The 24,413-nt window shown below is 69.2% G+C and carries 26 protein-coding genes, 1 tRNA gene and 1 pseudogene; 14 read left to right on the top strand and 14 right to left on the bottom strand.

The features are described 5' to 3' along the window. Positions 1 to 122: 122 nt before the first annotated feature. Positions 123 to 1,136, top strand: a complete 1,014-nt coding sequence (locus ACWCXB_RS30455; RefSeq protein ID WP_450727038.1) for a questin oxidase family protein — start codon at positions 123 to 125, stop codon at positions 1,134 to 1,136. Positions 1,137 to 1,302: 166 nt separating this feature from the next. On the opposite strand, the gene ACWCXB_RS30450 is transcribed toward ACWCXB_RS30455, so the two are convergent. Further along, positions 1,303 to 2,034, bottom strand: a complete 732-nt coding sequence (locus tag ACWCXB_RS30450; RefSeq protein WP_450726977.1) for a DUF4232 domain-containing protein — start codon at positions 2,032 to 2,034, stop codon at positions 1,303 to 1,305. A 283-nt stretch (positions 2,035 to 2,317) separates the two neighbouring features. Between ACWCXB_RS30450 and ACWCXB_RS30445 the strand changes: the two genes are divergently transcribed. The 6 genes from ACWCXB_RS30445 to ACWCXB_RS30420 all read left to right on the top strand — a co-directional run bounded on the left by ACWCXB_RS30445 (position 2,318) and on the right by ACWCXB_RS30420 (position 7,809). Continuing rightward, entirely contained in the window at positions 2,318 to 3,058 is a 741-nt protein-coding gene (locus ACWCXB_RS30445) for a carbonic anhydrase (RefSeq protein ID WP_450726976.1), read from the top strand. Positions 3,059 to 3,459: 401 nt separating this feature from the next. After that, on the top strand, positions 3,460 to 4,659 hold the full coding sequence (locus tag ACWCXB_RS30440; protein WP_450726975.1) for a cytochrome P450: 1,200 nt from the start codon (positions 3,460 to 3,462) through the stop codon (positions 4,657 to 4,659). Continuing rightward, positions 4,659 to 5,282, top strand: a complete 624-nt coding sequence (locus ACWCXB_RS30435; protein WP_450726974.1) for a hypothetical protein — start codon at positions 4,659 to 4,661, stop codon at positions 5,280 to 5,282. Before ACWCXB_RS30440 ends, ACWCXB_RS30435 begins: the two co-directional genes overlap by 1 nt. 40 nt (positions 5,283 to 5,322) lie before the next feature. Beyond that, positions 5,323 to 6,606 (top strand): cytochrome P450 family protein, encoded by a 1,284-nt coding sequence (locus ACWCXB_RS30430; RefSeq protein ID WP_450726973.1) that lies wholly within the window; start codon positions 5,323 to 5,325, stop codon positions 6,604 to 6,606. After that, positions 6,603 to 7,355, top strand: coding sequence for an SDR family oxidoreductase (locus ACWCXB_RS30425; RefSeq protein WP_450726972.1), 753 nt, complete (start codon positions 6,603 to 6,605; stop codon positions 7,353 to 7,355). Before ACWCXB_RS30430 ends, ACWCXB_RS30425 begins: the two co-directional genes overlap by 4 nt. Positions 7,356 to 7,401: 46 nt before the next feature. After that, positions 7,402 to 7,809 (top strand): DUF7919 family protein, encoded by a 408-nt coding sequence (locus tag ACWCXB_RS30420; protein WP_450726971.1) that lies wholly within the window; start codon positions 7,402 to 7,404, stop codon positions 7,807 to 7,809. A gap of 93 nt (positions 7,810 to 7,902) precedes the next feature. Here ACWCXB_RS30420 and ACWCXB_RS30415 read toward each other — a convergent pair whose 3' ends face one another. From ACWCXB_RS30415 to ACWCXB_RS30380, 8 genes are all read right to left on the bottom strand, one after another. Continuing rightward, positions 7,903 to 8,373: a GNAT family N-acetyltransferase gene (locus ACWCXB_RS30415; RefSeq protein ID WP_450726970.1), complete on the bottom strand. Its 471-nt coding sequence runs from the start codon at positions 8,371 to 8,373 to the stop codon at positions 7,903 to 7,905. Positions 8,374 to 8,780: 407 nt separating this feature from the next. After that, the gene (locus ACWCXB_RS30410) at positions 8,781 to 9,437 is read right to left on the bottom strand and encodes a contact-dependent growth inhibition system immunity protein (protein ID WP_450726969.1); all 657 of its coding nucleotides are present in this window, start codon (positions 9,435 to 9,437) and stop codon (positions 8,781 to 8,783) included. A 13-nt stretch (positions 9,438 to 9,450) separates the two neighbouring features. Beyond that, positions 9,451 to 9,750, bottom strand: a complete 300-nt coding sequence (locus ACWCXB_RS30405) for an RNase A-like domain-containing protein (protein ID WP_450726968.1) — start codon at positions 9,748 to 9,750, stop codon at positions 9,451 to 9,453. A 60-nt stretch (positions 9,751 to 9,810) separates the two neighbouring features. Continuing rightward, entirely contained in the window at positions 9,811 to 10,371 is a 561-nt protein-coding gene (locus tag ACWCXB_RS30400) for a hypothetical protein (protein ID WP_450726967.1), read from the bottom strand. A 27-nt stretch (positions 10,372 to 10,398) separates the two neighbouring features. Beyond that, positions 10,399 to 12,168, bottom strand: a complete 1,770-nt coding sequence (locus ACWCXB_RS30395; protein WP_450726966.1) for an RNase A-like domain-containing protein — start codon at positions 12,166 to 12,168, stop codon at positions 10,399 to 10,401. Then, positions 12,168 to 12,473 carry a WXG100 family type VII secretion target gene (locus tag ACWCXB_RS30390; protein ID WP_450726965.1) on the bottom strand — a complete coding sequence of 102 codons (306 nt, stop codon included), beginning with the start codon at positions 12,471 to 12,473 and terminating at the stop codon, positions 12,168 to 12,170. Before ACWCXB_RS30390 ends, ACWCXB_RS30395 begins: the two co-directional genes overlap by 1 nt. A gap of 19 nt (positions 12,474 to 12,492) precedes the next feature. Next, a complete protein-coding gene (locus ACWCXB_RS30385) occupies positions 12,493 to 12,894 on the bottom strand; it encodes a WXG100 family type VII secretion target (protein ID WP_450726964.1) in 402 nt (133 codons plus the stop codon). A 293-nt stretch (positions 12,895 to 13,187) separates the two neighbouring features. Further along, positions 13,188 to 13,781 (bottom strand): MBL fold metallo-hydrolase, encoded by a 594-nt coding sequence (locus ACWCXB_RS30380; protein ID WP_450726963.1) that lies wholly within the window; start codon positions 13,779 to 13,781, stop codon positions 13,188 to 13,190. Between the two features lie 130 nt (positions 13,782 to 13,911). On the opposite strand from ACWCXB_RS30380, the gene ACWCXB_RS30375 reads away from it, so the two are divergent. Continuing rightward, positions 13,912 to 14,820: a GlxA family transcriptional regulator gene (locus ACWCXB_RS30375; RefSeq protein WP_450727037.1), complete on the top strand. Its 909-nt coding sequence runs from the start codon at positions 13,912 to 13,914 to the stop codon at positions 14,818 to 14,820. Between the two features lie 119 nt (positions 14,821 to 14,939). Here the strand turns inward: ACWCXB_RS30375 and ACWCXB_RS30370 are convergent, their stop codons facing one another. Both ACWCXB_RS30370 and ACWCXB_RS30365 read right to left on the bottom strand, forming a co-directional pair. Beyond that, positions 14,940 to 15,476 carry a hypothetical protein gene (locus ACWCXB_RS30370; protein WP_450726962.1) on the bottom strand — a complete coding sequence of 179 codons (537 nt, stop codon included), beginning with the start codon at positions 15,474 to 15,476 and terminating at the stop codon, positions 14,940 to 14,942. Positions 15,477 to 15,516: 40 nt separating this feature from the next. Then, positions 15,517 to 16,938 carry an aminotransferase-like domain-containing protein gene (locus ACWCXB_RS30365; RefSeq protein WP_450726961.1) on the bottom strand — a complete coding sequence of 474 codons (1,422 nt, stop codon included), beginning with the start codon at positions 16,936 to 16,938 and terminating at the stop codon, positions 15,517 to 15,519. Between ACWCXB_RS30365 and ACWCXB_RS30360 the strand changes: the two genes are divergently transcribed. Both ACWCXB_RS30360 and ACWCXB_RS30355 read left to right on the top strand, forming a co-directional pair. Beyond that, positions 16,937 to 18,175 carry an aminotransferase class V-fold PLP-dependent enzyme gene (locus ACWCXB_RS30360; protein ID WP_450726960.1) on the top strand — a complete coding sequence of 413 codons (1,239 nt, stop codon included), beginning with the start codon at positions 16,937 to 16,939 and terminating at the stop codon, positions 18,173 to 18,175. The two genes, ACWCXB_RS30365 and ACWCXB_RS30360, sit on opposite strands and share 2 nt — an antisense overlap. After that, positions 18,172 to 19,488, top strand: a complete 1,317-nt coding sequence (locus ACWCXB_RS30355; RefSeq protein ID WP_450726959.1) for an MFS transporter — start codon at positions 18,172 to 18,174, stop codon at positions 19,486 to 19,488. The genes ACWCXB_RS30360 and ACWCXB_RS30355 overlap by 4 nt, the downstream gene beginning before the upstream one ends. 560 nt (positions 19,489 to 20,048) lie before the next feature. Here the strand turns inward: ACWCXB_RS30355 and ACWCXB_RS30350 are convergent. Next, complete coding sequence (locus tag ACWCXB_RS30350) at positions 20,049 to 20,510, bottom strand: hypothetical protein (protein WP_450726958.1); 462 nt, start codon at positions 20,508 to 20,510, stop codon at positions 20,049 to 20,051. Positions 20,511 to 20,715: 205 nt separating this feature from the next. Between ACWCXB_RS30350 and ACWCXB_RS30345 the strand changes: the two are divergent. Then, positions 20,716 to 21,465 (top strand): annotated as a pseudogene (locus ACWCXB_RS30345) (tyrosine-type recombinase/integrase); the annotation flags it as partial. A 62-nt stretch (positions 21,466 to 21,527) separates the two neighbouring features. Here ACWCXB_RS30345 and ACWCXB_RS30340 read toward each other — a convergent pair. Continuing rightward, a tRNA-Gly gene (locus ACWCXB_RS30340) sits at positions 21,528 to 21,601 on the bottom strand. Positions 21,602 to 21,876: 275 nt separating this feature from the next. On the opposite strand from ACWCXB_RS30340, the gene ACWCXB_RS30335 reads away from it, so the two are divergent. From ACWCXB_RS30335 to ACWCXB_RS30325, 3 genes are all read left to right on the top strand, one after another. Beyond that, a complete protein-coding gene (locus tag ACWCXB_RS30335; RefSeq protein WP_450727036.1) occupies positions 21,877 to 22,098 on the top strand; it encodes a hypothetical protein in 222 nt (73 codons plus the stop codon). Positions 22,099 to 22,170: 72 nt separating this feature from the next. Continuing rightward, positions 22,171 to 22,746 (top strand): dCTP deaminase, encoded by a 576-nt coding sequence (gene dcd, locus ACWCXB_RS30330; protein WP_450726957.1) that lies wholly within the window; start codon positions 22,171 to 22,173, stop codon positions 22,744 to 22,746. 13 nt (positions 22,747 to 22,759) lie between these two features. Next, entirely contained in the window at positions 22,760 to 23,257 is a 498-nt protein-coding gene (locus tag ACWCXB_RS30325) for a phosphoribosyltransferase (protein ID WP_450726956.1), read from the top strand. 58 nt (positions 23,258 to 23,315) lie between these two features. Here the strand turns inward: ACWCXB_RS30325 and ACWCXB_RS30320 are convergent, their stop codons facing one another. After that, positions 23,316 to 24,230: a Yip1 family protein gene (locus tag ACWCXB_RS30320; RefSeq protein WP_450726955.1), complete on the bottom strand. Its 915-nt coding sequence runs from the start codon at positions 24,228 to 24,230 to the stop codon at positions 23,316 to 23,318. Between the last annotated feature and the right edge of the window lie 183 nt (positions 24,231 to 24,413).

The raw sequence follows: 24,413 nt of genomic DNA, 5'->3' as shown, positions 1-24,413 counted from the left end.
GACACATCCCGAACCTGTCACTGCCCGCTGCGACTTCGGTCGTAGGACCCGGGCGGGCTGGGCTTCGTTCCCGGGCCCGATGCCGGACCGTACGACTCCTGCCTAGCGTGCTCTGCATGGACATGAGGGGTACGAGTGGTGCGCTCGACGAAGCACTGGAACGGTTGCACGCCTCGGGGCCGGAGCGGCTCGGACGGCTCACCAATCACGCACCTATGGTGGTCGAGGCCCTTGCCTCGCATGGACGGTCGGGCGCCGTACACCGCTGGCTGGATCTCTACGGGAAGAAACTCGAGGAATTCCCCACCGCCGTAGCGCCCATCACCGACGCCGACTGGCCCGCTGCGCTGGGCGATCCCCGCCGGGTCGCCGACTGGATCGCGTACTTCACGCGCGCCACCGACGAACACTCCTGGCGAAGCCTGCTCGCGTTGTGGTGGCCGCGTCTGCTGCCGGGGATGTACGGGGGATCCACCCATCCCGTGATCCGGGTCGGCCACGCCGTACGTGCCCTCGTCGAGAGCGGCGAGAGCGCGCCACGGCTCACCGAACTCGCCCATGGCCTGGGCTACTGGGCCGCCCGGCACCACCCGGTCTCCGGCATCGCCCTGCTCCCCGGTGCGCCGGACGCCGTGGGGGCCCTGGACGCAGTGCCTCCGATCCCCGACCCGCAGGGCGGCTTCCCGGCCAGGCTGGCCCGCGTCGATCGGCTGCCGGCATGGGCGGCCGGAGTGACGGACCCGGACACGGCCAAGCAGCGGCTTGCGGAGCTGGTGCGTGCTGCGACTCATCGCTACGCCACTCATGGGCATGGCGAAGAGACCATGCTGGTCCACGCGGCGACGGCCCCCAACGCCGTGCTGCGCACCCTTCCCGCTCTCCCTCGCGCCCTGTGGGCACCGAGCCTGCACGCTGCGTGGACAGCGTCCGCGGCCGTGACCGCCATGTATGCCCCGACGGAACCGATCCCGTACGTATCTCCCGGTCGCATCACCGCCGAAGAAGTCCTCGAGCGCGCCCTGGCACACGGCGACGAGCACGTCATCAAGTTCACCGACACCGCACTGGACCTCGGTGACGAGCAAGCGCTCGCCGCCGCGTTGCGCGCAATCGAGCTCAGCGAACCCCTTTGCTGAATCGCCCGATGAACCGGTCGGCGACGCGCCACCTCCCTGACACCGCATCAGGAGCGAGGTGGCGCGCGACTTGGCCCGTGCGGTGCCACAGCCCGCATCGGCCATGGCCCTGGTTCACACGAGCGGGGTGCCGGTGTTTCCCCTCTTTTCAGGAGGGCTTCGACTTTCAGGAAGGCTTCGACCCCGACACCGCGGTGACAGTCACCTTGTCGTCACAGGCGGCGACATCCCTTCCATCCTCCAGCTGGACCTGGTGCCGGCCCGCCCCGGGCAGGCCCACGATCAGCGTCGGGTACAACTGCGGCTCGGCCCCGGACACGCAGTAGCCGTCGGCCTCGCCCTGGACCTGGACGAAGGTGAGCTTCACCCACGCCGTGCCGCCCGGTGCCAGCCGGACCGGCGACGCGGATCCCGTACGCGTCACCGCCAGCGGACGGTTGAGGTCCGGGCGGGTCATTCCTGCCGCAGCCACCGTCGGGAAGCCCTCCAGGGTGCAGGCGCGATCCGAGGTGTTCTTGAACCCGACGACCTCCGCTCCCGTGCCCGTGCCCGGCGGGTAGTCCGTCGCCTGGTGCCCTTCGGCCCTCAGGTCCGTCGGGGCACACGTCGGAGCGGTGCCGCTCGATCCGGCTCCCTCGCCCGACCCCCCGGACGAGCCGCTCTCCGCCGGGTCGTTCACGGGCGGCACGCTGGTCCTGCCGGGCTCCGAGGCGGCGGGGTTCGGGGTGCCCGCAGGACTCCCCGCCGCCGAGGGCGCGCCCGAAGGCTTCCCCGCCGCCGAAGGCGCGGCGGCACCCGAATCGTCGCCGGTCGGCTGGCAGCCCGTGGCCAGAAGGGTGGCCGCGGAGACCACGACCATCGCCGCCGCGGCTCTGCGGATGCTGTTCCTGTACTGCATGACGCCCCCCGAAGGATGTGACCGGTGCCGGGTCCTTGCGGCACTCACTCGGTGACATGGAGATCGCCGGCCACCGGTTGCTCCGGCGGATCAGTCGTGACATGCCGGTTACATGCCATGGTCAGGAACCGGCTGCGAGCAGCCGGCGAGCGGATGTGGGCCGTCCGTGGGCACGGGAGCCCACGTCTGCTCGTGCCTGCCGCCGGATCACCCCCACCACGCTGAATAGTCACCAGGGTCAAGACGTACGGACGTGTCTCAGCGGCACCGAGGGGAACGACCGATGGACAGCGCAGGACAGCCGCATCGGAGGGCTTTGCTTGCCGGCGGTCTCGCGGTCGCCGCAGGCGCGCTGACGGCGTGCTCATCCACGAGCGCCTCCCCGGGGGCGACGACCGCCGCCCCGACGACGGATGCGCGGCCGACCACGCCGGAGGCAGCCTTCGCGAGACTGACGGACGGCAACAAGCGTTGGGTGAGCGGAGACCTCCGGCATCCCGACCGGGATCCGAACCGACGCCAGCTCGTAGCCGAGAAGCAGGAACCTTACGGCGTGATCCTCTCGTGCATCGACTCCCGGGTGCCGCCTGAACTCCTCTTCGATACCGGGCTGGGTGACCTTTACGTGATGCGCACGGGCGGGCAGGCGGTCGGCCCGGTGGTCATTGGTTCCGTGGAGTACGGGCCCATGACGAGTGGCACCCCGCTGATCGTGGTCCTCGGGCATCAGCGTTGCGGCGCCGTCGAGGCGGCGTACAAGTCCATCCGTGACGGCGAACCGCTGTCCGGCAACCTGGAGGCGATCGCCAAGGCTCTGCGACCGGCGTACGAGCAGGCAGTCAAGGAAGGCGGCGCCGACCCGGTCGAGACCATGGCCCGCGCCCAGGTCAAGCTGACCGCGGCCGACCTACGCTCCAACCAGGACCTCGCCCCTCTCGTGAAGAAGGGTGCCCTTGCCGTGGCCGGCGCCTACTACTCGCTCGACACCGGCCAGGTGGAAGTCCTGACCGGCGCGCCCTCCTGAACCGGTCGGATGACCGGGACGGTAGAGCCTTCGGGTGCAATCCCGATCACCGAGCATGCTGGAACACGCGGTGTGACGTCGGCCCACAAGAGGGGCCTACCGTTGCGAGATCCCTGGACCGTGCCCTCCGTAGGCCCCAACTGAACGGCATTGCAAGGAGTGCCGCGCCGGCACCCCGGGAGCCGGCCTCGACTCACCCATTCGGAGTAGCGCGCCGCGCTCCGAGTCGCACTTCACCCGTTCGGAGGGGTCAATGGTGAGGAGCAGGCGCCGGACAGCGAACGCACCGGACCTGCGGATTCACCGAACATTCACCGAACACGCAGGTCCGTCGGACTCCCGGACCCACTGGACAGGACGGACCGGTCCCGGACCACTCGCCACCGCGAGGGGCTGATGCGATGGGAACCGTTGGCTCCACCGACGCACTCACGGACCTTCACACCGGTGACCCCTACCCGGTCTACGAGCGCCTGCGCGAGACGGAACCGGTGTACCGGATCCGGAACGGCACATATCTGCTGTCCCGCTACCAGGACTGCCTGCGCGTCCTGGCCGATCGTGAGAGCTTCCTGGCACCGGGCGACCCCGGGCCTTCCGTCGGTACGGCGGACCGGCCGGCGCCCGTGCTGTCCCGCGTCATGAGTTCACAGAACCCGCCCCGGCACACCAGGATGCGTGCCGCGGTGGCCCGGCGGTTCGTCGAGCATGTGCGAGGCCGGCAGACGTGGATCAGCGGGCGCTGCGACCAACTCCTCGACCCCGTTGTGCAGTCCCTCAGGGACGGCGTGACCGACATGAGCGGACTCGCCGAGGCGCTTCCCCGCGACACGATCATGCACATCCTGGGCCTGCCGCAGGACGATCGACACCTCGTGTCGACGCTGGTCGCCGACATCTTCCCCACCTCCGGGCCGCTGCCGGACCCGGACAGCGGCGGCGCCGCGGCGATGCAGCGGCTCACCGCCTACCTGCAGGAGGAAGTGGTCCGACGGCGCCGCAGGCCCGGTGATGATCTGATGTCCGAAATGGTCCGGGCACACACCCGCCGTGCCGGTGCCCTGCCCCATGACGAACTCATCAGCATTCTCACGGGACTCGTCGTCGCCGGGTACCCACAGATCGCCGCGGGTATCGAGACCGGGATCGTCCTGATGAGCCGCCACCCGCAGCAGGCGACGTTCCTGGACGGCCCTGCCACCACCCGGCTGTTCATCGACGAGGTGCTCCGCTACGACGCTCCGGTGCAGTTCACCCCCGCACCCAGGATCCCCGCGAGAACGGTCGTCATCAGCGGGGTGCCGGTGCCGGAGGGTGCACACGTCTGGGCGGCGCTCAGTGCCGCCAACCGGGATCCCGGCGTCTTCCCCCGGCCCAACGAGTTCCGTCCGGGGCGCGGCGGACCACGCCATCTGAGCTTCGGCGGAGGTGCGCACTACTGCCTCGGCGCAGAACTGGTCTACCTGGAGATGTCGATGCTGCTGCGACGGCTCCGGCAGCGAGCTCCGGATCTCGTGCCGGCACGATCGCCCGTCCAGCGACTCGGGCGGCTGCGCGGGTTCACCTCTGTTCCCGTCATACGCCCGGAACGGGAGTCATGATGAGCGCCAGAGATGTCAACGAACACGCCGACGGCGTCCATGTGTTCATGGAGAGTGCCGCCTGTTCCACGTTCCTCGACGCCGCCGTCGGCGTCTACCGAACGGTCAGGCCCGGCTTGCCCTATGCGTGCTTCGGCGTGCTGGTGGGCAGCGTTCGCGACCACACCGCCCGCATCGAGCGGGTCGCCTTCGGCCGTAACGTCCGGGCGAGGGACACCGCGGCCCTGGGAGAGTTCTCGGAGTCCATCATTCCCTGTTTCGGAACGGCCTACGAGAACCCCCATCGCGGATACTGGTGCGACTCCGCCGACCTGCTCCGCATCATGCGGGATGCCGAAGCCGGTGGACTCGACATTCTCGGTTCGGTACACCTCCACCCCGACTGGCACAACATCGACTCTCCCGGCGGCACCGGTTCGCCACTGAGCGAGCATCCGACGCAGATGGACACCTACGTCTTCGCCAGGACCGGCTGGCCGGTCAATCTGATCTGCTACCTGGAGCGCCGGAGCGGCTGCATCTATCACTCGTGGGGCGCATGGAGTCCATGCGTCGCCGCAGACCCCTCCACCCCCCACTGCGACGCACTGCCGGTGCGCCTCGCACTGCCCACTGCCGGATGAGTTCACGGGACGCAGACGATCCTGCCCACATGGAGGTCCCATGAATGCCGATCAGACCGACACCGCCGTCTCCTGCCCTGCGCCGGCCGCACACACGGCCGCGGAAGGTGCCGTCGACCTCATGCACCGGACGGGCTTTGTCAGCGCCCCGTATGCGCTGCTCGCCCAGCTCCGGTCCGAGAGGCCCGTACGGCGCGTGACGTTCGCCGGTGTTCCCGTATGGCTGGTCACGCGCCACGAGGACATCCGCACGGTGAGCAGGGATCCACGGCTGAGCAACGATCCGCGGCGCGCCGGCAGGGCGGTGCGGGCCGCTCCCTGGGTCTTCGCCACCGAGACGTACACCGTCACACGGAACATGCTCCGCTGCGATCCCCCGGACCACACAAGACTGCGCGCGCTGGTGGCAGGGGAGTTCACGCCCGGCCGAATCGACGCCCTGCGTCCGAGAATCCAGGAGATCACCGATGATCTCGTGTCCGCATTCCTTCCGCTGGGGCGCTGCGACATCATCTCCGACTTCGCCAAACGCCTGCCCCTCACGGTCATTTCGGAGGTACTGGGCGTGCCCACCGAAGGTCGGGACACCTTCGCCCGGCTGGCGACCGTCTACGTGGAGATGAGCGAGAGCGACCACGGGCGAACGCCTCAGGCGGCCTCCGGGATGCGGGACCACCTCGCCGGGCTCCTCAAGGCCAGGAGGGAGTCCGCGGCCGATGCCGGGGACCTGCTGGAGCGGCTTCTTGTGGCCGGTCACGAGGAGGACGAGCTGATCAGCATGTCCTTCCTCCTCCTGGTGGCGGGCTTCGAGACGACCGCCAACCTCATCGGCAGCGGGGTACTGGCGCTGCTGGAACACCCCGGGCAGCTGGAGATGCTCCGGAGGAAGCCGTCCCTGATGGAGCAGGCGATCGAGGAGATGCTGCGCTACAACGGCCCCATCAAGATGGCGCCCGTACTGCGGTTCACGACCTGCGACATACGGATCGGGGACGTCACCGTCCCCGGTGGCGGGGAGGCCGTGCTGCTGTCCTACGGCGCGGGCAACCGGGATCCGGACCGCTTCGCCGAGCCCGACCGCTTCGACATCCTCCGCGACAGCCGTGGACACCTCGGTTTCGGACACGGGGTTCACCACTGCCTGGGCGCGCCGCTCGGCAGAGCGGAAGCCACGATCGCGCTCCGCACCCTTCTGGAGCGGTGCGACGAACTGGCTCTCGCGGTCGATCCCTCCGAACTGACCTGGGGACACAGCCGGTTCATGCGCGGACTGACCAGCCTGCCGGTCACCTTCCGGCCCGCCGTGCAAAGGCCCCCCTCATGACGACGCCACGGCCCCGCGCACTCGTGACCGGAGCCTCCCGCGGCATCGGCGCGGCCATCGCCCGCGCGCTCGCACCCACCCACGACGTGCTCCTCGGCGGCCGGGACCCCCGGTCCCTCGAGGCACTCGCACGCGAGCTGCCGGGCCGGGCCCGCCCATGGGTGGCCGACCTGTCGGACCCTGACGGACTCGCCGAGGCCACAGCCGGCGTGGACCGTCTGGACGTGCTGGTGCACAACGCCGCCGTCGCCGAGCCCGGCACGATCGCCCGTACCCCGCTGGACGTGTGGCAGCGGGTCTTCGCGGTCAATCTCTTCTCGGCCGCGGAACTCACTCGTCTGCTCCTGCCGTCCCTCCGCCACAGCCGAGGTCACGTGGTACTGATCAACGCGGGATCCGGGCTCCGGATCACGTCGAACCGCGGCCCTTACGTCGCCAGCAAGTACGCCTTGCGCGGGTTCGCGGACGCCCTGCAAACCGAGGAGAAACCCAATGGAGTCCGAGTGACCTCCATCCATCCGGGCCCGACCGACACCGATCTGCAGCGCAGCGCGGCCGAACGCGCGGGCCGCGAGTACCACCCGGACCAGTTCCTACGACCGGAGTCGGTGGCCGCCGTCGTGCTGAACGCGGTACTGGCGCCCTCGGACGCGACGGTGACCGACCCGTCATCGACCGCTGAGCCGGAGCGCTCGGTGGGTCGTGGTGCGGACGAATCCGTACAGCCCGGTCAGTTGCTGCTCATCTGATGCGCCTGGTGATCCCGGCACTCGCTGTTGCTGGTAGACAGCCACCATGACGTACTACGCAGACCTGACTCCGTACACGTACGACAGGGACAACTGGGCTCCGGCGGCATCAGGCCTCTGGCGCGGCGTCACACTGCTCAACGTGGGCTGGCTCGACAGCGGTAGGGGGTACGCGACGGGCTCTCCACCGCCGGACCTGGTCGAGAGGCTGAAGGGCATGACCCGCACCCACCGAGCACAGCAGACCCGAGGTTTTCACCTCTGTCCATGGTGCGCCTCGCGACTTGCTGCCAGGCGCCTCGATGGCCCTCGGGGAAGCGCCGAGATACGAGTGATGGGCGACGGCGTCGCTTACGCCGCCCCTGAGCTGATCGCCCACTACGTCGAGGCCCATGACTACCAGCCGCCGGCCGACTTCACAGAGGCGGTGCTGTCGTCCGACGCTGACTTTTGAGCCGGGAATCACCGAGTTCCGAGCCGCCGCCGTGAAGTGCTCCACGGACTCGGGTGGCGGAGGTCAAAACCGTCCGCGGCTTCCCGTACGAGCTCACCGAGCGGGGAAGGTGAGCCGCAGAACGATCTCGCCGTCGTCGATCTCCCCGGTGGGCTCGAACCCGAACTTCTGGTAGAAGGGCCACGGTTCGCCCTCGCCGGGCTCGTAGCTGGTCAGCAGCTCGGTGGCGCCGTCCGCGCGAACCAGGGCGGCGATCTGCGTGAGCGCCTCTCGGCCGATCCCTCGCCTCTGGTACCGCTTGTCGACGAGGAGGCGCCAGAGGAAGTGCTGCCCTTTGAAAGGACCAGCCGGCGGTTTCCACGACAGCATCACGAAGCCGACCGGCTCGTCGCCACGGTACACGGCGCGGTACCAGGGATTGGCCTCCGGCGTCTTTGCCGCCTCCTTGAGCGACTTGGACACTGAAGCGACGAACTGCTTCTGGTCACGTCGGACGCGGAGGGCACGAACGGCCTCCCGGTTGTCGTCGGTGATCTCCCGTAGGTGCACGCCTGGGGACCTCATGCCACACCCCTTCCTGCATCCGGCAGCTGCGGCATCCGGGCCGACGTGGAGGGCCGCCACCAGGTGGCAGTCCCTTGTGCGTACGCGTTGTCAAGGACGCCAGGTCGGACGTCTTCGCAGCGTATTCGACACAGGCGATCTGGAGCGGGACTGGCACGCCGGGCCGTGACCGCGTCCGAGGCAGCGCTGCGGCATCGTCCGCGGTACCCGGGCGCAGTACAAGATCCACGACCGCCGGCCCCTTCCATGCCCCTGCGTGATCCTCCCCTCCCTTCCATCTTCCTCCCTCTCGGCGACGCTGCTGTGCCTCGATCGGGAGCCACCACACGTCGGTCTGGACGACGACGAAGCCCCAGGTCGCTGACCTGGGGCTTCGTGCACCAGCGGACGGCGGCCTCAAGGCGGGGTCAGATGCTGGACAGCGTCGTCGCCAGCGCCTGGAACCAGGCGCCGTAGGAGAACGGCTCGGGCGGGCCGACTTCCATGCCCAGTTCGGCGGCGGCCAGGGCGTAGTCCCCCTCGTCCAGGGGGAGCGCGAGCAACTCGTGGAGTTCGCCCACGAGGCGTGCGACCAGCTGGGGGTCGGTGGTGGCGGCGTAGTCGGCGACGGCGGCGTCGTGGTCGGGGAACTCGTCGACGATGTCCTGCGAGAACCAGCCGCCGAGCAGTTGCGCGGTCTCCGGGAAGCGCGCGTGCCACTCCCAATGCGTCTGCGGGGACGACGGTTCCGGGACGTCGCCTTCCTCGATGCTCTTCTTCAGGTGGTCGGCCAGCACCATCAGCCAGTCACCGATCTCCGACCGGGGCATCCCGGTGTCCGGGATCGCGTAGAACTCGCCCAGGCCGTGCCGGACGCGGCCCGGAGGGTTGCGGCTGTACTCGCGCAGCTGGCGCTCCGCCTCCGCGATGGCCGAGGGGCGGGTGTGCCAGGTGTGACGGAGGTACGCGTCCAGCGCGCGGCTGCGCCTCTCCGGGGTGTCGTCGGCCGGCTGCCCCAGGTACGCGCGCATCACCTGGTCCAACTCGCCGTACCGGCGGTCGTGTTCGAGGGGCTTCATGGACATGTGCGTGCGGCCCCTACAGGTAGAACGGGACGGTCGTGTGGACGACGAAGCCATGCGGGCTCGACGGCTCGCGGCGCAGCACCACGCGCGCTGCGCGGACCTCGGCGGGCCCGCGGCCCGCCAGCAGATCGGCTTCCAGCTGGACCCGGCCCACCGGCTCCTCGCGGGACGGCCAGGCGGCCTCGATCGTGAGGCGGGCCCGGGTGTTCTGGGCGAGCCAGCGGTGGATGACCTGCTCGTTGGCGGTCACCACCTGCTGGGTGGCCCATTGGGCGGTCTCCCGGTCGGGGTAGGAGGCGGAACGGGTCAGCACGGGGGCATCCTCTCAAATCACCTGGTCAGCAGCTGCGCTCGTACGGGATCGGCAGCCGGATCAGTAGTCGGAGAAGTTCCAGAACATGCCCACCTCGGTGTCCGAGACGACGATCAGGCCGTAGTCCTCCGAGTAGACGCTCAGCGGGCTGTACGCCCACCCCGACGACGTGAAGTCGAGCGTGCCGCGCACGTGGCCGGGCCTGTTGACGTTGGTGTAATAGCCGGCAGCGTCCCCGTATCGCGCGAGGATCGTGCGCGCCATAGCCCGCAGCTCCTCCTCGCTCTCCGTGAAGCGCTCCAGGTTTGACAGGGTGCACCTGTCGTCCGTGAGGGCCAGCAGCAGGTTCTCGGCGCTGTCCCGGTCGATCTCCTGGAGACGCTCCGCGACGTACTCCGGGGGGTGGACGGCGAAGGGGAACGTGGGGGACGCCTCGCGCTCAGGGTTCTGCGCCGCGTCGTCGAGACCGGTCCAGCCCCGCGGGTCCGGGACCCGGGCCATCAGCGCGAGGACGTCGAGGATCCAGTCCTCGTGGCGGCGTGGGCCCGTGGCGTCGTACGGGTACGCGTCCTCGTACAGGTGACGTACTGCGGCTTCCCAGGCGGCCTGGTCGACGGACATGTGGTGACGGCCTTTCTCGGCGGGGCACTAGGACTTGGAGGGCATCGACGTCATGACGGTGAACGGCGGGGTGCGGCTGCTGTCGTACCGGATCCGCGTGTCGATGCCGGTCACGTCGTACGCCTTGGCGTTCATGCCGCCCTGCTTGTACCCGGACAGCGGGTCGTTCGGGTCCACAGGCTGCTTGCTCACGCTGCGGCCGCTGGTCTCGCCGTTCGGCGCGGTCGAATGGAAGTCTTGGACCTTTCCCTCCTCCGGCGGTGGCGGGCCCTTGATCCATGCCTCGATGGCGGCCTTGTTCTGGTTGAGGTTGTACTCGGTCAGCTCCTCCGCCCGCTGGTAGTTCGGGAAGGCCGAAGAGCCGCTGGGCATCGGCTTGCCGTGCGGCCAGGCCTGCGTCGGGCCGTTCGACTGCTGGTCGCGCAGACGCTGCGCCAGCTGCTCGTCCGTCTTGCCGACGTGCTTGTCCAGCGTGTGGCCGTCCGCCATGTACTCGTTGGCGCCGAGGTTCAGGTCGTACCTGCCGGCCGAGTCGACCTTCAGCCAGACCTGCGAGTCCTTGAACTCCTCCAGGGCCCGCATGCCGAAGCCGTGCGCTCGGGCAACGCCGGCCTCGAACTTGGGGGCGCTCAGGTACGCCTCGTCCAGCGGCTCCTTCAGCGCCTCCATGCGGGTGGTCAGACCCCCCAGGATGCCGGTGTACGTGTCGACGATCCGGTTCAGCTTGGCCGTGTCGATGTTCAGGACGGTCTTGACGTCGAACGACAGGACCAGGCCCGCACCCTTGCCGATGGCGGACGTGACGGTGGTGAGGATGCTTTTGGGGTCCTTGGGCTTGGCCAGGTCCTCGAGGATCTCCTTGGCGGCCTTCCACATGGCGCGGTGGAGCTCGTCCGCGACGTCGCGGTTCAGGTCGACGGCGGCTTCCGCGTACTCCCGCAGAATGGTGGCGATGTCGTCGGCCGTGTCCTTGAGCACGGTCATCACCGGCTCGCTGCCCGTGGGGACGCGGGGCGTGCCCGGGCCGGAGTTGGCCGTCTGGCCCCACTGGTAGCCGTGCCGCTGCTGTCCCCATGCCGTCGCGCCCCACAGGGCGCTGCAGAAGGTCCGCATGGCGGCTTCCCAATCGGCCTGCTGGTGATTGGTGATGGTGCCGACGGCCTGGGTGAGCTGGTCCGCCCCCGTCGTCGCGACGATGGAGACGTTCATCCAGCTGTGGCACAGGGAGTTGAGGTAGTGCTGCTGCGGGAAGGGGTGGACGTCCGCCACCCTTCCGACCCGGAACACGTGCTTGCACAGCGGCTGGAGGACGTCCCGGACGATCTCGGGGATGCCCTCCATCAGGCCGCGCAGGATGTCGTCGCCTCCGTCGTCGTCGCCCCACTTGATGTCGGGTACCGAGGCGAAGTTCGGGGCCTTGTCGATGACCGCGGGCCGCGGGCGCTGCTCGGCCGTCTGTCCCGGCTTGGGGTGGGCCGCCGCGTCCGCCTTGGTGTAGGCGTTGGCCGTCTCGGTGAACCCGACCGCGACGCCGCCTACGCTGAGTACGGACCGGCCCCAGACCTCCAGCCAGCGGTTGCCGATCTTCTTGTACGCCTGGGCGAACTTCTGGGCCTCGGTGCCGGCGCCTCCGGCGTCGGGGTACTTGCCCAGCTCCTCCAGGAGCTTGTTGGCCCCGCGCACCAGGAAGTCCTGTTGCGCGGCGACCCGGCCGGAGACCGACCAGAGGTCGCTCGGCTTGACGTCGATGGCGCCGTTGCCGCCCGGTGACTGGGCGGGGGCGGAGGGGCCGGCCATCAGGCGCCGCCTCCCCAGCCTTCGAGTACGGACCTGTTGGCCGCGGCGTAGTTGAGGTGCCCCTTGACGACGACCTCGTGGAGCCAGGCCTGGGCGGCCTTGAGGTCGTCGGCGGAGTGGCTCCACTTGTCCAGCTCGTCGATGAAGGCCTCACGGGCCTCGCCGTCCCAGGTCAGTACGACCTTGGTGGCCCGCCCGTACAGCGTGTCCAGCTTCTCGTTGAGGGTGCGGAGGATGTCCTCCAGGTTCCCCGAAAGGCGTTGCAGGGTGGCGAAGTCGACGGTGATCCGGTCTTCGTCCGGCATTGTGCTGATCCCCCGTGGTTCAGACGTCCAGAATGCGGCTCTTCGGCCGGCCGGCATCCGGCGCGGGCGCCGGGTCGGGCACGGTGAGAGCGCGGGCGGCGGCGGACACGTCCTCGCCCTCCTGCATCCGCCGTATCCGGGCCAGGGTGTCGAGCTCCTGTTCGGTGAAGCCGTCGCGCGAGGCGCGCATGGCCGCTTCGAGGAGGATCATCACCTGGCGGATGCGCACGGCGTCCTCGGCGACGCCGCGGTGGAGGGAGCGGTACGCGGTTGCGGTGGGGCCCTGCCAGCCGGCGGCGATCCTGTCGACGACCTCGTCCATTGCGCGGGTCTGCTGTTCCAGATAGCGCTGCATCTCGTCGAGGTCGTTCGCCAGTCTGGTGAGGCCGTCCTCCGAGACGTCCAGATCGGCGTTCCGCATCCTGAGCCCCCGCTCGTCGCGCCGTTCGTACGCGTGTTTCTACGTACGGGTGTTCACTCTAGCGGTCGGGCCCCTGTCGATCAGGGGTGGGAGTCGTCGGGGGTGCCGGGACGACAACGTAGGCCCAGGTCGCTGACCTGGGCCTTCGTTCGAAGAACGGGTGACGGGAATCGAACTCGCGCTCTGAGCTTGGGAATCACCCTTGCTGACGACGCTGCGGGCGGCTGTCCTGTGACAGCGGGTCGCCGAAGCTTGACCGGACGGGATTCCGCAGCCCACACCGGACAGAGCGGCTAGCGTGGCGTGGTGTCGTCGGCCCTGAACGGGCCGCCGTGGCCGGGCACGATCAGGTCCGCGGCGGTCAGCACCCGGAGCCGGGAGGCGCGCAACACCGCACGGTCCGGGGCTACTGGGTCGTCCGCCGGGCCGTCCGCGTGCCACCACAGGTCACCGGCGAAGGCGACCACGCCCGAGTCCGTGCCCGCCAGCAGTGTGATGTCCTCGGCGCTGTGGCCCGGGGTGCGGATCAGCCGTAGCGACGGGGTGAGTTCGTAACCCTCCGCATCCCGGTTCCTCCATTGATCGCCGAGGTACTCCACCTTGTGGTCGTGCACCCGGGCCCGTCCGAACAGGCCCACGTTCATGGTGTTGTCCGGGTGGTGGTGGCTGAGCACCACGTCGGTGATGTCGTCGGGGCCGAGCCCCAACTCGTCGAGCGGGGCGAGGATACGGTCGCGACTCGCCACCATGCCCGGGTCGAAGATCACATGCCGGCCGGCGTCGGATACGTAGGAGACGGTGGCGGCGACTCCGGGGCCGGTGGAGCCGACGTATCCGGTGGTCAGGATCGTGTACACGGCGCTGCGGCCGAGCGGTGCGTCTGTCATGGCCTCAATCCTTCCGGGCAGGCCGATCGTTCACGAGTGGCACAGCTGCCGCTGATCGCAGGATCAGTGCCACACTGCACGTGTGCCTCCCTTCGTGACCGTCGCCGCGTACACCCCGCCCGGAGTCGGCATGCTCGCCGTCGGCATCGTCACCGAGGTCTTCGGCCCGCACGGCGAGACACTGCCCGGCTTCGACTTCGCCCTGTGCACCGACCGGCCCGGGCCGGTCCCCACTGACCTCGGCGTGCCGCTCACCATCACGCACGGCCTGGACCGGCTCGCCTCAGCCGATCTGGTGATCGCCCTGCCGTGGGCCGGCTTCCGCACACCACCCGCTCCCGCCGTGCTCGATGCACTGTCGGCCGCACACGAGCGCGGCTCACTGGTCGCGGCCCACTGCGTCGGCGCTTTCGCGCTCGCCGCCGCCGGACTGCTCGACGGTCGACGGGCCACCACCCACTGGCGGTTCGCCGAACTGCTCGCCCGCCGCCACCCCAACGTCACCGTCGAACCCGACGCCCTCTACATCGACGAAGGACGCATCATCACGGGCGCGGGAGCCGCCGCGGGCTTCGATCTCTGCCTGCACCTGCTGAGGCGGGAGTACGGAGCCGCGATGGCCAACGCTGTTGCCCGGGACGTGGTGCTGCCCTCTCACCGCGACGGCGGGCAGGCACAGTACCTGGCCGCCCCCGTCCCCGAAGACTGTCGCGACGAGCGTCTCGCCGAGGTACTCGCGTGGGCCCGCGAGAACCTCCACGAGCCGCTTCCCGTCGCGGAACTGGCCCGGCGTGCCTTGATGAGCAAACGCTCCTTCGCCCGCCGCTTCACCGCCGCGACCGGCACCACCCCCCACGCCTGGCTGCGGAGCCTGCGTCTGAGCAGCGCCGAGGAGCTCCTGGAGACCACGGACCTGCCGGTCGAGGAGATCGCCCACCGCGTCGGATACGGGAGCGCGGCCGTCCTGCGCGAACAGTTCGTGCGCCGCCGGGGAGTGCCGCCCCGCTCCTACCGACGCTCCTTCACGAACACGCCGTAACGAACAAGGCGAGCCCCGGTTCGTCCGACACGATCCCCGGCCGCGACTCCCTCTTCCCATGACCAGACCAATGAGTATCCAGTCGACCGTCACACCGTCAGCGACTTCTGTCAGGAGCTTTAAGAGGCGTCGAGGGCTTCGGTGATCTTGCGGGTCATGTCGGTCAGGGTGGGGCTGGGCTCGCCCTTGCGGGCCTGGGTGGCCGTTTCGATGGCGACGAGGACGGTGCTGCGGAAGTTGTCGGCCTCCGCCGGATCCGCCTTCTTGAGCAGGCCCGTCGCTGCCGTCAGGGCCGGCAGCACCTGGTCGGCGATCGCGGCTACGGACTTGCCGTCCAGCTTCGCGCCCTGCGGCTTCTCGGCGAGCACGTGCCCGACCAGGCCGGTCGCGGAGGACAGGGCGATGGAGCCCTCGGTGGCGATCTTATGGGGCGAGCCGGTGGCGTCAGCGGCGGCCAGCAGCGAGATGGCGCCGTACGCGGCGGTCCGCAGGGTGAGCTTGTCCTGGTCGGAAAGGGCGATGCCGGGCGTCGGGTCCGGTGCTCTTCCGGATTGCTCCGGGCATCGCTGCCCGCCCGCCGTTGTCGCTGCTGCCAGAACATGGCTTTTCGGCAGTGACAGCCGACCGGTTCGGCCGTTCAGCCTGCGCAGTTCCACTGCGACTCGGCCACACAGAGGCCGATGCTTTTCATGCGCCTCACTCCTGCCCAGGGCCGAGATCCGCAAGCGCGGCTCCCAGCCGACGTGCACCCTCGGTCAGCTCGGCGTGGTCGGCTGTGGCGGCGAACCCGATCCGCAGGTGAGCCGCCGGCGGCTCGGTGGCGAAGTAGCGGCTGCCGGCGCTCACGGCGACGCCGCGTTGCCGGGCGGCGCTCGTCAGTACGGTGTCGTCCACGCCGGGAGGCAGGCGAACCCACAGGTGGAGTCCGCCCGTAGGCAGCGCGGCCAAGGCCGCGCCGGGGACTTCCTGGGTGACCGCGGCGGCCAGCACGGCGCACCGCTCCCGGAGCGCCATGCCGAGAGACCGGACGTGCCGGTCCCAGGAGGGGGAGCTGAGCACCTCCAGCGCGGCCTCCTGCAGCGGGCGGGTGACGAAGAAGTCGTCGACCAGGCGCACCGCCCGCATGCGCTCCATCACCGGCCCGCGGGCCACCAGTGCCCCGATCCGCAGGCTCGGTGCCGCGGGCTTGGTGAGTGAGGTCACGTAGACGACCGTGCCGTCGCGGTCGTCGGCAACCAGCGGCCGCGGCACGGCGCCGCCGTGTCCCAGGTGCCGCGCGAAATCGTCCTCGATCACGAACGCGCCCGAAGCGCGCGCCACATCGAGGACCTGGCTGCGCCGTTCGGGCGCCAGCACGGTGCCGGTCGGATTCTGGTAGGTCGGCTGGCAGTACAGCAGTCGTGCGCCGGTCATCGCGAACGCGTCGGCCAGCAGGTCGGGCCGGACGCCGTCGGCGTCGAGCGGCACCGGCACCGGCCGCAGCCCTGCGGCGCGGGCCGCGGCCAGAGCCCGGGGATAGGTGGGTGACTCCACCAGGACCGGGCTGCCGGGCCCGGCGATGGCCCGGAACGCGATCGACAGCGCGCTCTGTCCGCCCGCGGTGACGAGCACGTCCTCCGGTGCCACACTGCCGCCGATGATGTGGGCGAACACGGTGCGCAGCGCCATCAGGCCGCCGGCCGGGGCGCGGTCCCAGGCGTCCGGGCGGCGTGCCGCCCGCGCCAGCGCCGCGCTCAGGGCCCGGGTGGGCTGGAGCGAGCGGTGCACATAACCGCCGTCCATGGTGATCGTCCCGGCCGGCGGCGGGCCGAGCGGGTCGGCGATCAGGTGGGTGTCGACGGCGCGGTCGGTGAGGGCGACCGTCTGCCAGGCCGTGTCGGTGGCAGTGGCTTCGTCGCCGAGCCGGGTGCGCTGCGCCACGTACGTCCCACTGCCCGGACGAGTCACCACCGCGCCCTCGGCGGCCAGTGCGGCGATGGCCCGCGCCACGGTCGCAGGGCCGACCCGGTACTCCTTGATCAACTCCCGGCTGCTCGGCAACCGGTCGCCGGGCGCAAGCCGGGAGAGCAGCGTACGAAGACTGTCGGCCAACTCATCAGAAGTGCTACCGTCATTCATGAGAGATGAGAATAGCGCTACTGGATCTGCTCCGGAAGCACTTCAGCTGGACGTCGCCACCCTGCGGGCCGACACTCCGGGGTGCCGACGGGTCATCCACTTCAACAACGCAGGCTGTGGCTTGCTGGCAGCCCCGGTCCTCGACGCGATGGTCGGCCATCTGAACCTCGAGGCACGGATCGGTGGTTACGAGGCGTCGGCCGCCCGAGCCGCCGAAGTCCGCGAGTTCTACACGGAGATCGCCGCCCTCATCAACACCACGCCCGACAACATCGCCTTCGCGGGCAGTGCCACCCACGCCTACGCCAACGCCCTGTCGTCGATCCCGTTCGAGGCCGACGACGTCATCCTCACCACCCGCGACGACTTCGTCTCCAACCAGATCGCCTTCCTGTCCCTGCGCAAGCGATTCGGCGTACGGATCGTCCACGCGCCCGACACGCCCGAGGGCGGGGTCGATGTGGAGGCGATGGCCGCGCTGATGCGGACCCACCGCCCGCGCCTGGTGTCCGCCACTCATGTCCCCACCAACTCGGGTCTGGTCTCGCCGGTTGCCCATATCGGCCGCCACTGCCGTGAGTTGGGCCTGCTCTACCTGGTCGATGCCTGCCAGTCGGTGGGCCAGTTCGTCATCGATGTGGAAGAGATCGGCTGCGACCTCCTCACCGCCACATGCCGCAAATTCCTCCGCGGCCCGCGCGGTTCCGGATTCCTGTACGTCTCCGATCGCGTCCTGCGCGCGGGCTACGAACCGCTGTTCATCGACATGCACGGTGCCCGCTGGACGGAGCCGGGCGGCTACGAGCCCGTCGGGACGGCGGCCCGGTTCGAGGAGTGGGAGTTCCCGTACGCCACGGTGCTCGGCAGCGCCGCCGCGACGCGCTATGCCCGCAAGGTCGGTATCGATGCGATCGAACAGCGCACACCGGCGCTCGCGGCCCGGCTGCGCGACCGGCTCGAACCCATACCCGGGGTGCGCGTGCTCGACCGCGGACCGCGTCTTGCCGCGCTCGTCACCTTCGGCGTGGAGGGCTGGCAGCCGCAGCCGTTCAAGGCAGCCATGGACGCCCGCGGCATCAACTCGGCACTCAGCTTCCGTGAGTTCGCGCAGTTCGACTTCGCGGACAAGGGCGTCGAATGGTGTCTGCGCCTGTCGCCGCACTACTACAACACCGAGGAGGAGGTGGACCACGTCGCCGACGCGGTCGCGGACCTCGTCGGCCAGGGGCGGCGATGACCGCCGCACAGACACGCACCGTAGAACCGTCTGCGGAAAGCCTCTGGCGCAACGTCGGCTTCCTCAAGTTCTGGCTCGGCGAAACACTCTCGCTCCTCGGCACCCAGGTCACGAACCTCGCCCTGCCGCTGACCGCGATCCTCGCCTTCAACGCCACCGATGAGCAGGTCGGTGTCCTGCGCTTCCTGCAACTCGTCCCGTACCTCGGACTCGCCCTGGTCTTCGGGGTGTGGGTGGACCGCGCCCGGCGGCGACGGATCATGCTCGGCGCCAACCTCGTCCGGATGATCCTGCTGGCCCTCGTGCCCGTCCTGTACTGGACGGACGCGCTCAGCATGGCCTCGCTCCTGGCGATCGCCTGCGCGGTCGGCGTTGCGTCGGTGCTGTTCGACGTGAGCTGGATGTCGTACGTGCCCACTCTCGTGCGCGATCCCAAGCACTATGTCGAAGCCGGCGCCAAGATGGGGATGAGCTCTTCGGCGGCCGATGTGGCGGGACCCGGGCTCGCCGGTGTCCTGATCGGCGCCCTGACCGCACCCGTGGCGCTGATCGTCGACGCGTTCTCCTATCTGGTGTCCGTGGTCTCGCTGCTGCTCATCCGCACGCCCGAGCCAAGCCCCTCGTCCCCGGCCGTACGACGGCACGTGCCGACCGAACTCCGGGACGGCCTGCGCTGGGTGCTGAAGAACCCGGTCCTGCGGTCCCTTGCGCTCATCGGGTTCTGCTGCAACTTCTCCATGATCACCGTATGGACGATGTTCCTGCTGTACGGAACACGCGACCTGCACCTGGACTCGACGACCCTCGGCGGCATCTTCGCCACCGCCTCCGTGGGCGGACTGATCGGCGCGGCGATCTCCCGGAAGGTCATCCGGCGCTTCCGGCTCGGTCTCGTCTACCTGGTCGCCCAGTCGGCCCTTCTCATCGGCCCGATGCTGATCGTCCTGGCCATCGGCCCCCGGCCGGTGATGGTTGGGATGTTCGTCCTCTCCTTCTTCACCACCTACCTGGGACTCGGCGTCGCCGGCGTCATCATCGTCAGTCTGCGCCAGGCAAGTACCCCGCAGTCGATGATGGGCCGGATGACGGCGGTCTTCCGCACCCTGCTGTTCGGCGGCGGCGCACTCGGCGGCCTGTCCGCGGGTCTGCTGTCCGGCCGGATCGGCGCCCAGGACGCGTTGACCGTGGCGGCGACCGGATCCGCCGCCGTGCTGATCGCGCTCGTCCTGTCCCCCGTGAGCCGACTCCGTGGCCTGCCATCGGCACCGGAAGAACCCGTCACGGCGCCTGCGGACGGGCAGGCCGCAGGCTGAGACCGCATACGTCGAAGGGCCCCACCGCGAACGGTGGCACGCGGGGCCGGAGAGGTCTAGACAACAAAGGAGGTCCAGGTCGTTGACCTGGACCTCCTTGCAAGAGCGGGTGACGGGAATCGAACCCGCGCTCTGAGCTTGGGAATCCTGACAATGATCTCGGGGTATGGGCTGGTGAGCTGCGTCGATGATGCCGTTCGTGTCACTCGACGATCGGCGGGTGTCTCCGTGGTTGACCGTGGTTCTCCGCCGTGGTGCGGAGGTGGTGCAGGGTGGTGCGCGTCGGAGCGACGGAGCCCGGGAGGTGCGCCAGCTGCCGCACGGCATCCACTTCTGCGGACGACCACGGCGGACGGTGAGGGGTCACCCCGGCGCCAACCGGCGCAGCGACCAGTGCACCAGCCCACCCACAACGAGGAACCGCGAGCACCCAGTCAAGACGGAGCAGGCGGTCAGCCAACCACCCCTGCTATCGCAGCGCCAAAGCCGACGGCACAGGAAAGCCGCGGTGCATCAGCACCGCGGCCGTTCCCCTACCTACGTCGGTCCCAAGGCGCCCGTCAGGCCCAGGTCCACCGCTCCGCCGAGCACGTCTGGCTCGTCCCCTCGACGATGCACACCCGGACGGCCAGGAAGGTCTCCTCCGGCATGTTGTCCGTCTCCCAGATGGTGCAGTAGGGCGAGCTGACGCCCCGCGTGCTGGCCATGACGTGCCACGACCCACCCTCGAACTTGCGCTGGACCTCGATCCCCTTGCCGTCGGCGTACTGGTCGCAGGCCTGGAACGCGTCCCCGGGGACGGGGTTGATGCCGCCGTACGGGTCGGCGTTGAACGACCCCCAACCGCGGAGGGTGCCGTCGCGCCACAACTCGATGTCCCAGTTGTCACCGTTGATACCGCTCCGGTAGTACTTCCACGTGTCGGCCGCCATCGCCGGCCCGTTGGCGGCCAGCACCATCCCGAAGGCCGCGACAATCGCGAGCAGCGCCTTGACGCCTGATCTGAACACGCGCGTCTTCATGTACCCCTCCCCTGAATGCACGAACAAATAATCGACCCCACTGGGTGACCGGGGAGCGTACATGATCTACAACGTGCCCCGAAAGGTGCACGGGGCTGTGACAAGCAGCACCGGGACAGTCGGCCAGCGCGGCGAAAGAGCAGTCGAGCAACCGGTGGCCGGCCCGACGCAGCCGGAACGGGGCGAACCGAGCCGCACAAACACCCTCAAGGCCATCTTGGAGACCGCGGCCGACGATGAACTGATTCGCCGCAATCCCTGCCGGATTAGAGGCGCGGGCAAGGAGGAAGCCGCCGAGCGCGAGACGGCAACCGTTGAGCAGGTGGACGCCCTGGCGGACGCCATCGGGCTGCGCTGGCGCCTCATGGTCTACCTCGGGGCGTACGGCCCTCCGCGTCCTGAGGAGCAGGCAGAGCTACGGCGCAAGGACGTTGACCTGGACAACATGACGATCCGTGTCCGCAAGGCGGCTCCGGAGCTCAGCACGGGGAAGCGTGCCGAGGGCCCGACCAAGTCCGAGGCGGGCAAACGGCTCCTTGTGCTGCCGCCGTTCCTCCACACCGACCTGCGGCGGCACCTGGAGTGGTACGCGGAGAAGGGACCGGACGGGCTGCTGTTCGTGGGGGAGAAGGGCAAGCCGTTCCGCCGCTCCAGCTTCGGCCGCAAGTGGAGGAGGGCGCGGGCCAAGGTCGGCATGCCCGACGGCTTCCGCTTCTACGACCTTCGCCACACCGGCCACACCCTGACGACCCAGTCCGGGGCGACGCTCAAGGACACGATGGTGCGTGCTGGCCAGTCCTCGGAGAAGGCGGCACTGATCTATCAGCACTCGAACTTGGACCGACAGAAGGAGGTTGCGGCGGGGCTCGACCGCAAGGTGCGGGAGCAGCGAACGAAGCACTCCGACCAGGCAAAACAGGGGGCAGGTAGTGCGGAGGTGGTGCACGACGTCTGAATCGGTCTAGACAACAAACGGCCCAGGTTGGGGATCATGTCCCTGGCCTGGGCCTTCAACTATGGAGCGGGTGACGGGAATCGAACCCGCGCTCTGAGCTTGGGAAGCTCATGTTCTACCATTAAACTACACCCGCACAGCGGGCCGTTTGATCGGCACCGCACCGTCGCACACTGTACCCCATCGAAGGCCCCCGGTGTATTGAGCCGAGGGGCCTTCGGGCTGTCAGGGCCCCGCACCGGAGACGCGCAGAAGTCGTGTCGGAGTCGCGTCGGAGTGGGGGATGTGCGCGGGGTGGTGGAGGGGTGGGGCGTACTTTTGGGGCACGGAGCGCCGCGTGGAGTGGTGTCCTGTTGATCCCCTAATGTGGCTATCTCGTCCACGTGTTGGGGAAGGGACTTCATGGACCCGATGGACTCGACGGAGCGCACCGTCGTCCGCTGTGCCGAAGGGCATGTGTTCACCACCTCGTCGTTCCCGATGCAGCAGCTCGGTACCGGCCGGATCGGGCCCGGGCGGCTCATCCGGTGTCCCCGGTGTGCGCGGCTGAGGCATGCCGTGCCCGTCCAGAAGGTCGAGAAGGTCGAAAAGGCCGAGCAGATCGGCCGGGCGGTGGAGCTGCAGAAGCGCTGAGGTGTGGTCGAGGTGGCGCGCGGGGATCCGCCCGATTGGGGCGGGCCCGCGCGCTCTGCGTATCCTCGGGGCGTGCTTCTCTCAGACAAGGACATCCGGGCCGAGATCGACGCGGGACGGGTGCGTATCGACCCGTACGACGATTCGATGGTGCAGCCCTCGAGCATCGACGTGCGGCTCGACCGCTATTTCCGGGTGTTCGAGAACCACCGCTATCCGCACATCGACCCCGCCGTCGAGCAGGCGGACCTGACGCGGCTGGTCGAGCCGGAGGGCGACGAGGCGTTCATCCTCCACCCCGGCGAGTTCGTGCTCGCGTCGACGTACGAGGTCATCTCGCTGCCCGAGGACATCGCGTCCCGGCTCGAGGGCAAGAGCTCCCTCGGGCGGCTCGGGCTGGTCACGCACTCCACCGCCGGCTTCATCGACCCGGGGTTCTCCGGGCATGTCACGCTGGAGCTGTCGAATCTGGCCACCCTGCCGATCAAGCTGTGGCCGGGGATGAAGATCGGGCAGCTGTGCATGTTCCGGCTGAGCTCGCCGGCCGAGCACCCGTACGGGAGTGAGCGGTACGGCTCCCGGTACCAGGGGCAGCGCGGGCCGACGGCCTCGCGGTCGTTCATGAATTTCCATCGGACGCAGGTGTGAGGGCGGGCACGCGATGAGTGAGGTACGCGAGAACCTGACGTACGAGAAGTTCGGCGGCGCGATCCGTGAGCTCGCACAGTCCATCGCGGACGACGGGTACGAGCCCGACATAGTGCTGTCCATCGCGCGTGGCGGGGTCTTCGTCGCGGGCGGGCTGGCGTACGCGCTGGACTGCAAGAACATCCACCTGGTGAACGTGGAGTTCTACACGGGCGTGGGGACGACCCTCGAGATGCCCGTCATGCTCGCGCCCGTGCCCAACGCGATCGACTTCTCCGACAAGAAGGTCCTGATCGCGGACGATGTCGCCGACACGGGCAAGACCCTCAAGCTCGTCCACGACTTCTGTGTCGACCACGTCGCCGAGGTCCGCAGCGCCGTCATCTACGAGAAGTCGCACTCCCTCGTGAAGTGCGAGTACGTCTGGAAGCGCACCGACGACTGGATCAACTTTCCCTGGAGTGTCGAGAAGCCCGTCGTCCAGCGGAGCGGGCAGGTTCTGGACGCCTGACACGCACAGCAAGGCCCCCACCCGGTTCGGGTGGGGGCCTTTCCCGTATCCGCTCGTATCAGATCGTTCCCAGCTTGATGATCGACAGCAGTGCGATCAGCTGGATCGCCGACGCCCCCAGCGCCTTCGGCCACGGCAGGTCGTGGGACTTGCCGACCATCGTCGTGAACAGCGCGCCCGCCGCCAGCCACGTCACCCAGCCGATCACCTGCACCAGCGAGTTCTCGCCGCCCAGGAAGAGGGCGAAGACCAGCCGCGGTGCGTCCGTCAGGGACATGATCAGCATGGAGAGGCCGACCGTCGGCTGCCATGCGCCGTCGCCGCCGAGCTGGCGGGCCAGGGTGTGGGTGACGGCGCCGAGTATCAGGCCACCGATGACGAAGACCACGCCGGTGATGAGCACGGAGCCGAGTACGGTGGCGAACGGCGCGCTGATCGCCTCCTTGCGCGTCTCGTCGAAGCCGAAGATCGCGAGCAGTCCGTAGAGGAACGTGACGGTCAGGGCCGGGCCCCAGACCGGGTAGTCCCGCATCTGCAGGAACGTCGGGCCCGGGCGGAGCACGATGCCGCTCAGCAGGTCCTTCCAGTGCAGGCGCGGGCCCGCGGGGGCCACGGGGGCGGCGCCGGCGCGGTAGGTGGAGCCGTCGCCGTACGGGTCGTCGCCGACGCTGAAGGCCCGGGTGTGACCGGGGTTGTCGGCGTACGGGTCACCCGCCGCGTACCCGCCCGGCTGCTGCTGCGGGTGCTGCGGGTGCGCCTGGGGGTGCGGGTCGCCGAAGTACTCCGGCTCGCCGTGTGGCTGCTGGTGCTGCTGCCACTGCTGCTGCGGAGGGTACGAGGGCGCCGCCTGGCCGCCCGCGTACTGGCCCCCGTACTGCTGCTGCTGCCCGTACGGCGGCGGAGGCGCCTGCTGCGGTTGTTGTTGCGGGGTGCGGTTGTTGTCCCGGCCGCGTCCGATCCTGAATCCAGCCACGCATTCGAACGTACCTGTTCCCGCTGTGTCCGGTGTCCCGGCCGGAGGAACACGGGGGCCTTTGCTGCCGACCTGTGACATCCCCTAACTTGATCTTTAACCTGTGCGGCGGGGTTTGGGGGTCGTTGTCTTCTTCGTTTGCCGTTTCGTTGGCTGCGTCTTGCGTGGTGTGTGCACGTCGTG

This window comes from Streptomyces sp. NPDC001514, assembly GCF_053597075.1.
The sequence above is the reverse complement of the archived record's forward strand: the minus strand, read 5'-3'. Positions and strand labels throughout refer to the sequence as shown.

Excerpts from the sequence above, each read along its gene's own strand:
- ACWCXB_RS30455 (WP_450727038.1), top strand. The coding sequence starts at position 123 with ATGAGGGGTACGAGTGGTGCGCTCGACGAAGCACTGGAACGGTTGCAC.
- ACWCXB_RS30450 (WP_450726977.1), bottom strand. The coding sequence starts at position 2,034 with ATGCAGTACAGGAACAGCATCCGCAGAGCCGCGGCGGCGATGGTCGTG.
- ACWCXB_RS30445 (WP_450726976.1), top strand. The coding sequence starts at position 2,318 with ATGGACAGCGCAGGACAGCCGCATCGGAGGGCTTTGCTTGCCGGCGGT.
- ACWCXB_RS30440 (WP_450726975.1), top strand. The coding sequence starts at position 3,460 with ATGGGAACCGTTGGCTCCACCGACGCACTCACGGACCTTCACACCGGT.
- ACWCXB_RS30435 (WP_450726974.1), top strand. The coding sequence starts at position 4,659 with ATGAGCGCCAGAGATGTCAACGAACACGCCGACGGCGTCCATGTGTTC.
- ACWCXB_RS30430 (WP_450726973.1), top strand. The coding sequence starts at position 5,323 with ATGAATGCCGATCAGACCGACACCGCCGTCTCCTGCCCTGCGCCGGCC.
- ACWCXB_RS30425 (WP_450726972.1), top strand. The coding sequence starts at position 6,603 with ATGACGACGCCACGGCCCCGCGCACTCGTGACCGGAGCCTCCCGCGGC.
- ACWCXB_RS30420 (WP_450726971.1), top strand. The coding sequence starts at position 7,402 with ATGACGTACTACGCAGACCTGACTCCGTACACGTACGACAGGGACAAC.
- ACWCXB_RS30415 (WP_450726970.1), bottom strand. The coding sequence starts at position 8,373 with ATGAGGTCCCCAGGCGTGCACCTACGGGAGATCACCGACGACAACCGG.
- ACWCXB_RS30410 (WP_450726969.1), bottom strand. The coding sequence starts at position 9,437 with ATGTCCATGAAGCCCCTCGAACACGACCGCCGGTACGGCGAGTTGGAC.
- ACWCXB_RS30400 (WP_450726967.1), bottom strand. The coding sequence starts at position 10,371 with ATGTCCGTCGACCAGGCCGCCTGGGAAGCCGCAGTACGTCACCTGTAC.
- ACWCXB_RS30395 (WP_450726966.1), bottom strand. The coding sequence starts at position 12,168 with ATGGCCGGCCCCTCCGCCCCCGCCCAGTCACCGGGCGGCAACGGCGCC.
- ACWCXB_RS30390 (WP_450726965.1), bottom strand. The coding sequence starts at position 12,473 with ATGCCGGACGAAGACCGGATCACCGTCGACTTCGCCACCCTGCAACGC.
- ACWCXB_RS30385 (WP_450726964.1), bottom strand. The coding sequence starts at position 12,894 with ATGCGGAACGCCGATCTGGACGTCTCGGAGGACGGCCTCACCAGACTG.
- ACWCXB_RS30380 (WP_450726963.1), bottom strand. The coding sequence starts at position 13,781 with ATGACAGACGCACCGCTCGGCCGCAGCGCCGTGTACACGATCCTGACC.
- ACWCXB_RS30375 (WP_450727037.1), top strand. The coding sequence starts at position 13,912 with ATGCTCGCCGTCGGCATCGTCACCGAGGTCTTCGGCCCGCACGGCGAG.
- ACWCXB_RS30360 (WP_450726960.1), top strand. The coding sequence starts at position 16,937 with ATGAGAGATGAGAATAGCGCTACTGGATCTGCTCCGGAAGCACTTCAG.
- ACWCXB_RS30365 (WP_450726961.1), bottom strand. The coding sequence starts at position 16,938 with ATGAATGACGGTAGCACTTCTGATGAGTTGGCCGACAGTCTTCGTACG.
- ACWCXB_RS30355 (WP_450726959.1), top strand. The coding sequence starts at position 18,172 with ATGACCGCCGCACAGACACGCACCGTAGAACCGTCTGCGGAAAGCCTC.
- ACWCXB_RS30350 (WP_450726958.1), bottom strand. The coding sequence starts at position 20,510 with ATGAAGACGCGCGTGTTCAGATCAGGCGTCAAGGCGCTGCTCGCGATT.
- ACWCXB_RS30335 (WP_450727036.1), top strand. The coding sequence starts at position 21,877 with ATGGACTCGACGGAGCGCACCGTCGTCCGCTGTGCCGAAGGGCATGTG.
- ACWCXB_RS30325 (WP_450726956.1), top strand. The coding sequence starts at position 22,760 with ATGAGTGAGGTACGCGAGAACCTGACGTACGAGAAGTTCGGCGGCGCG.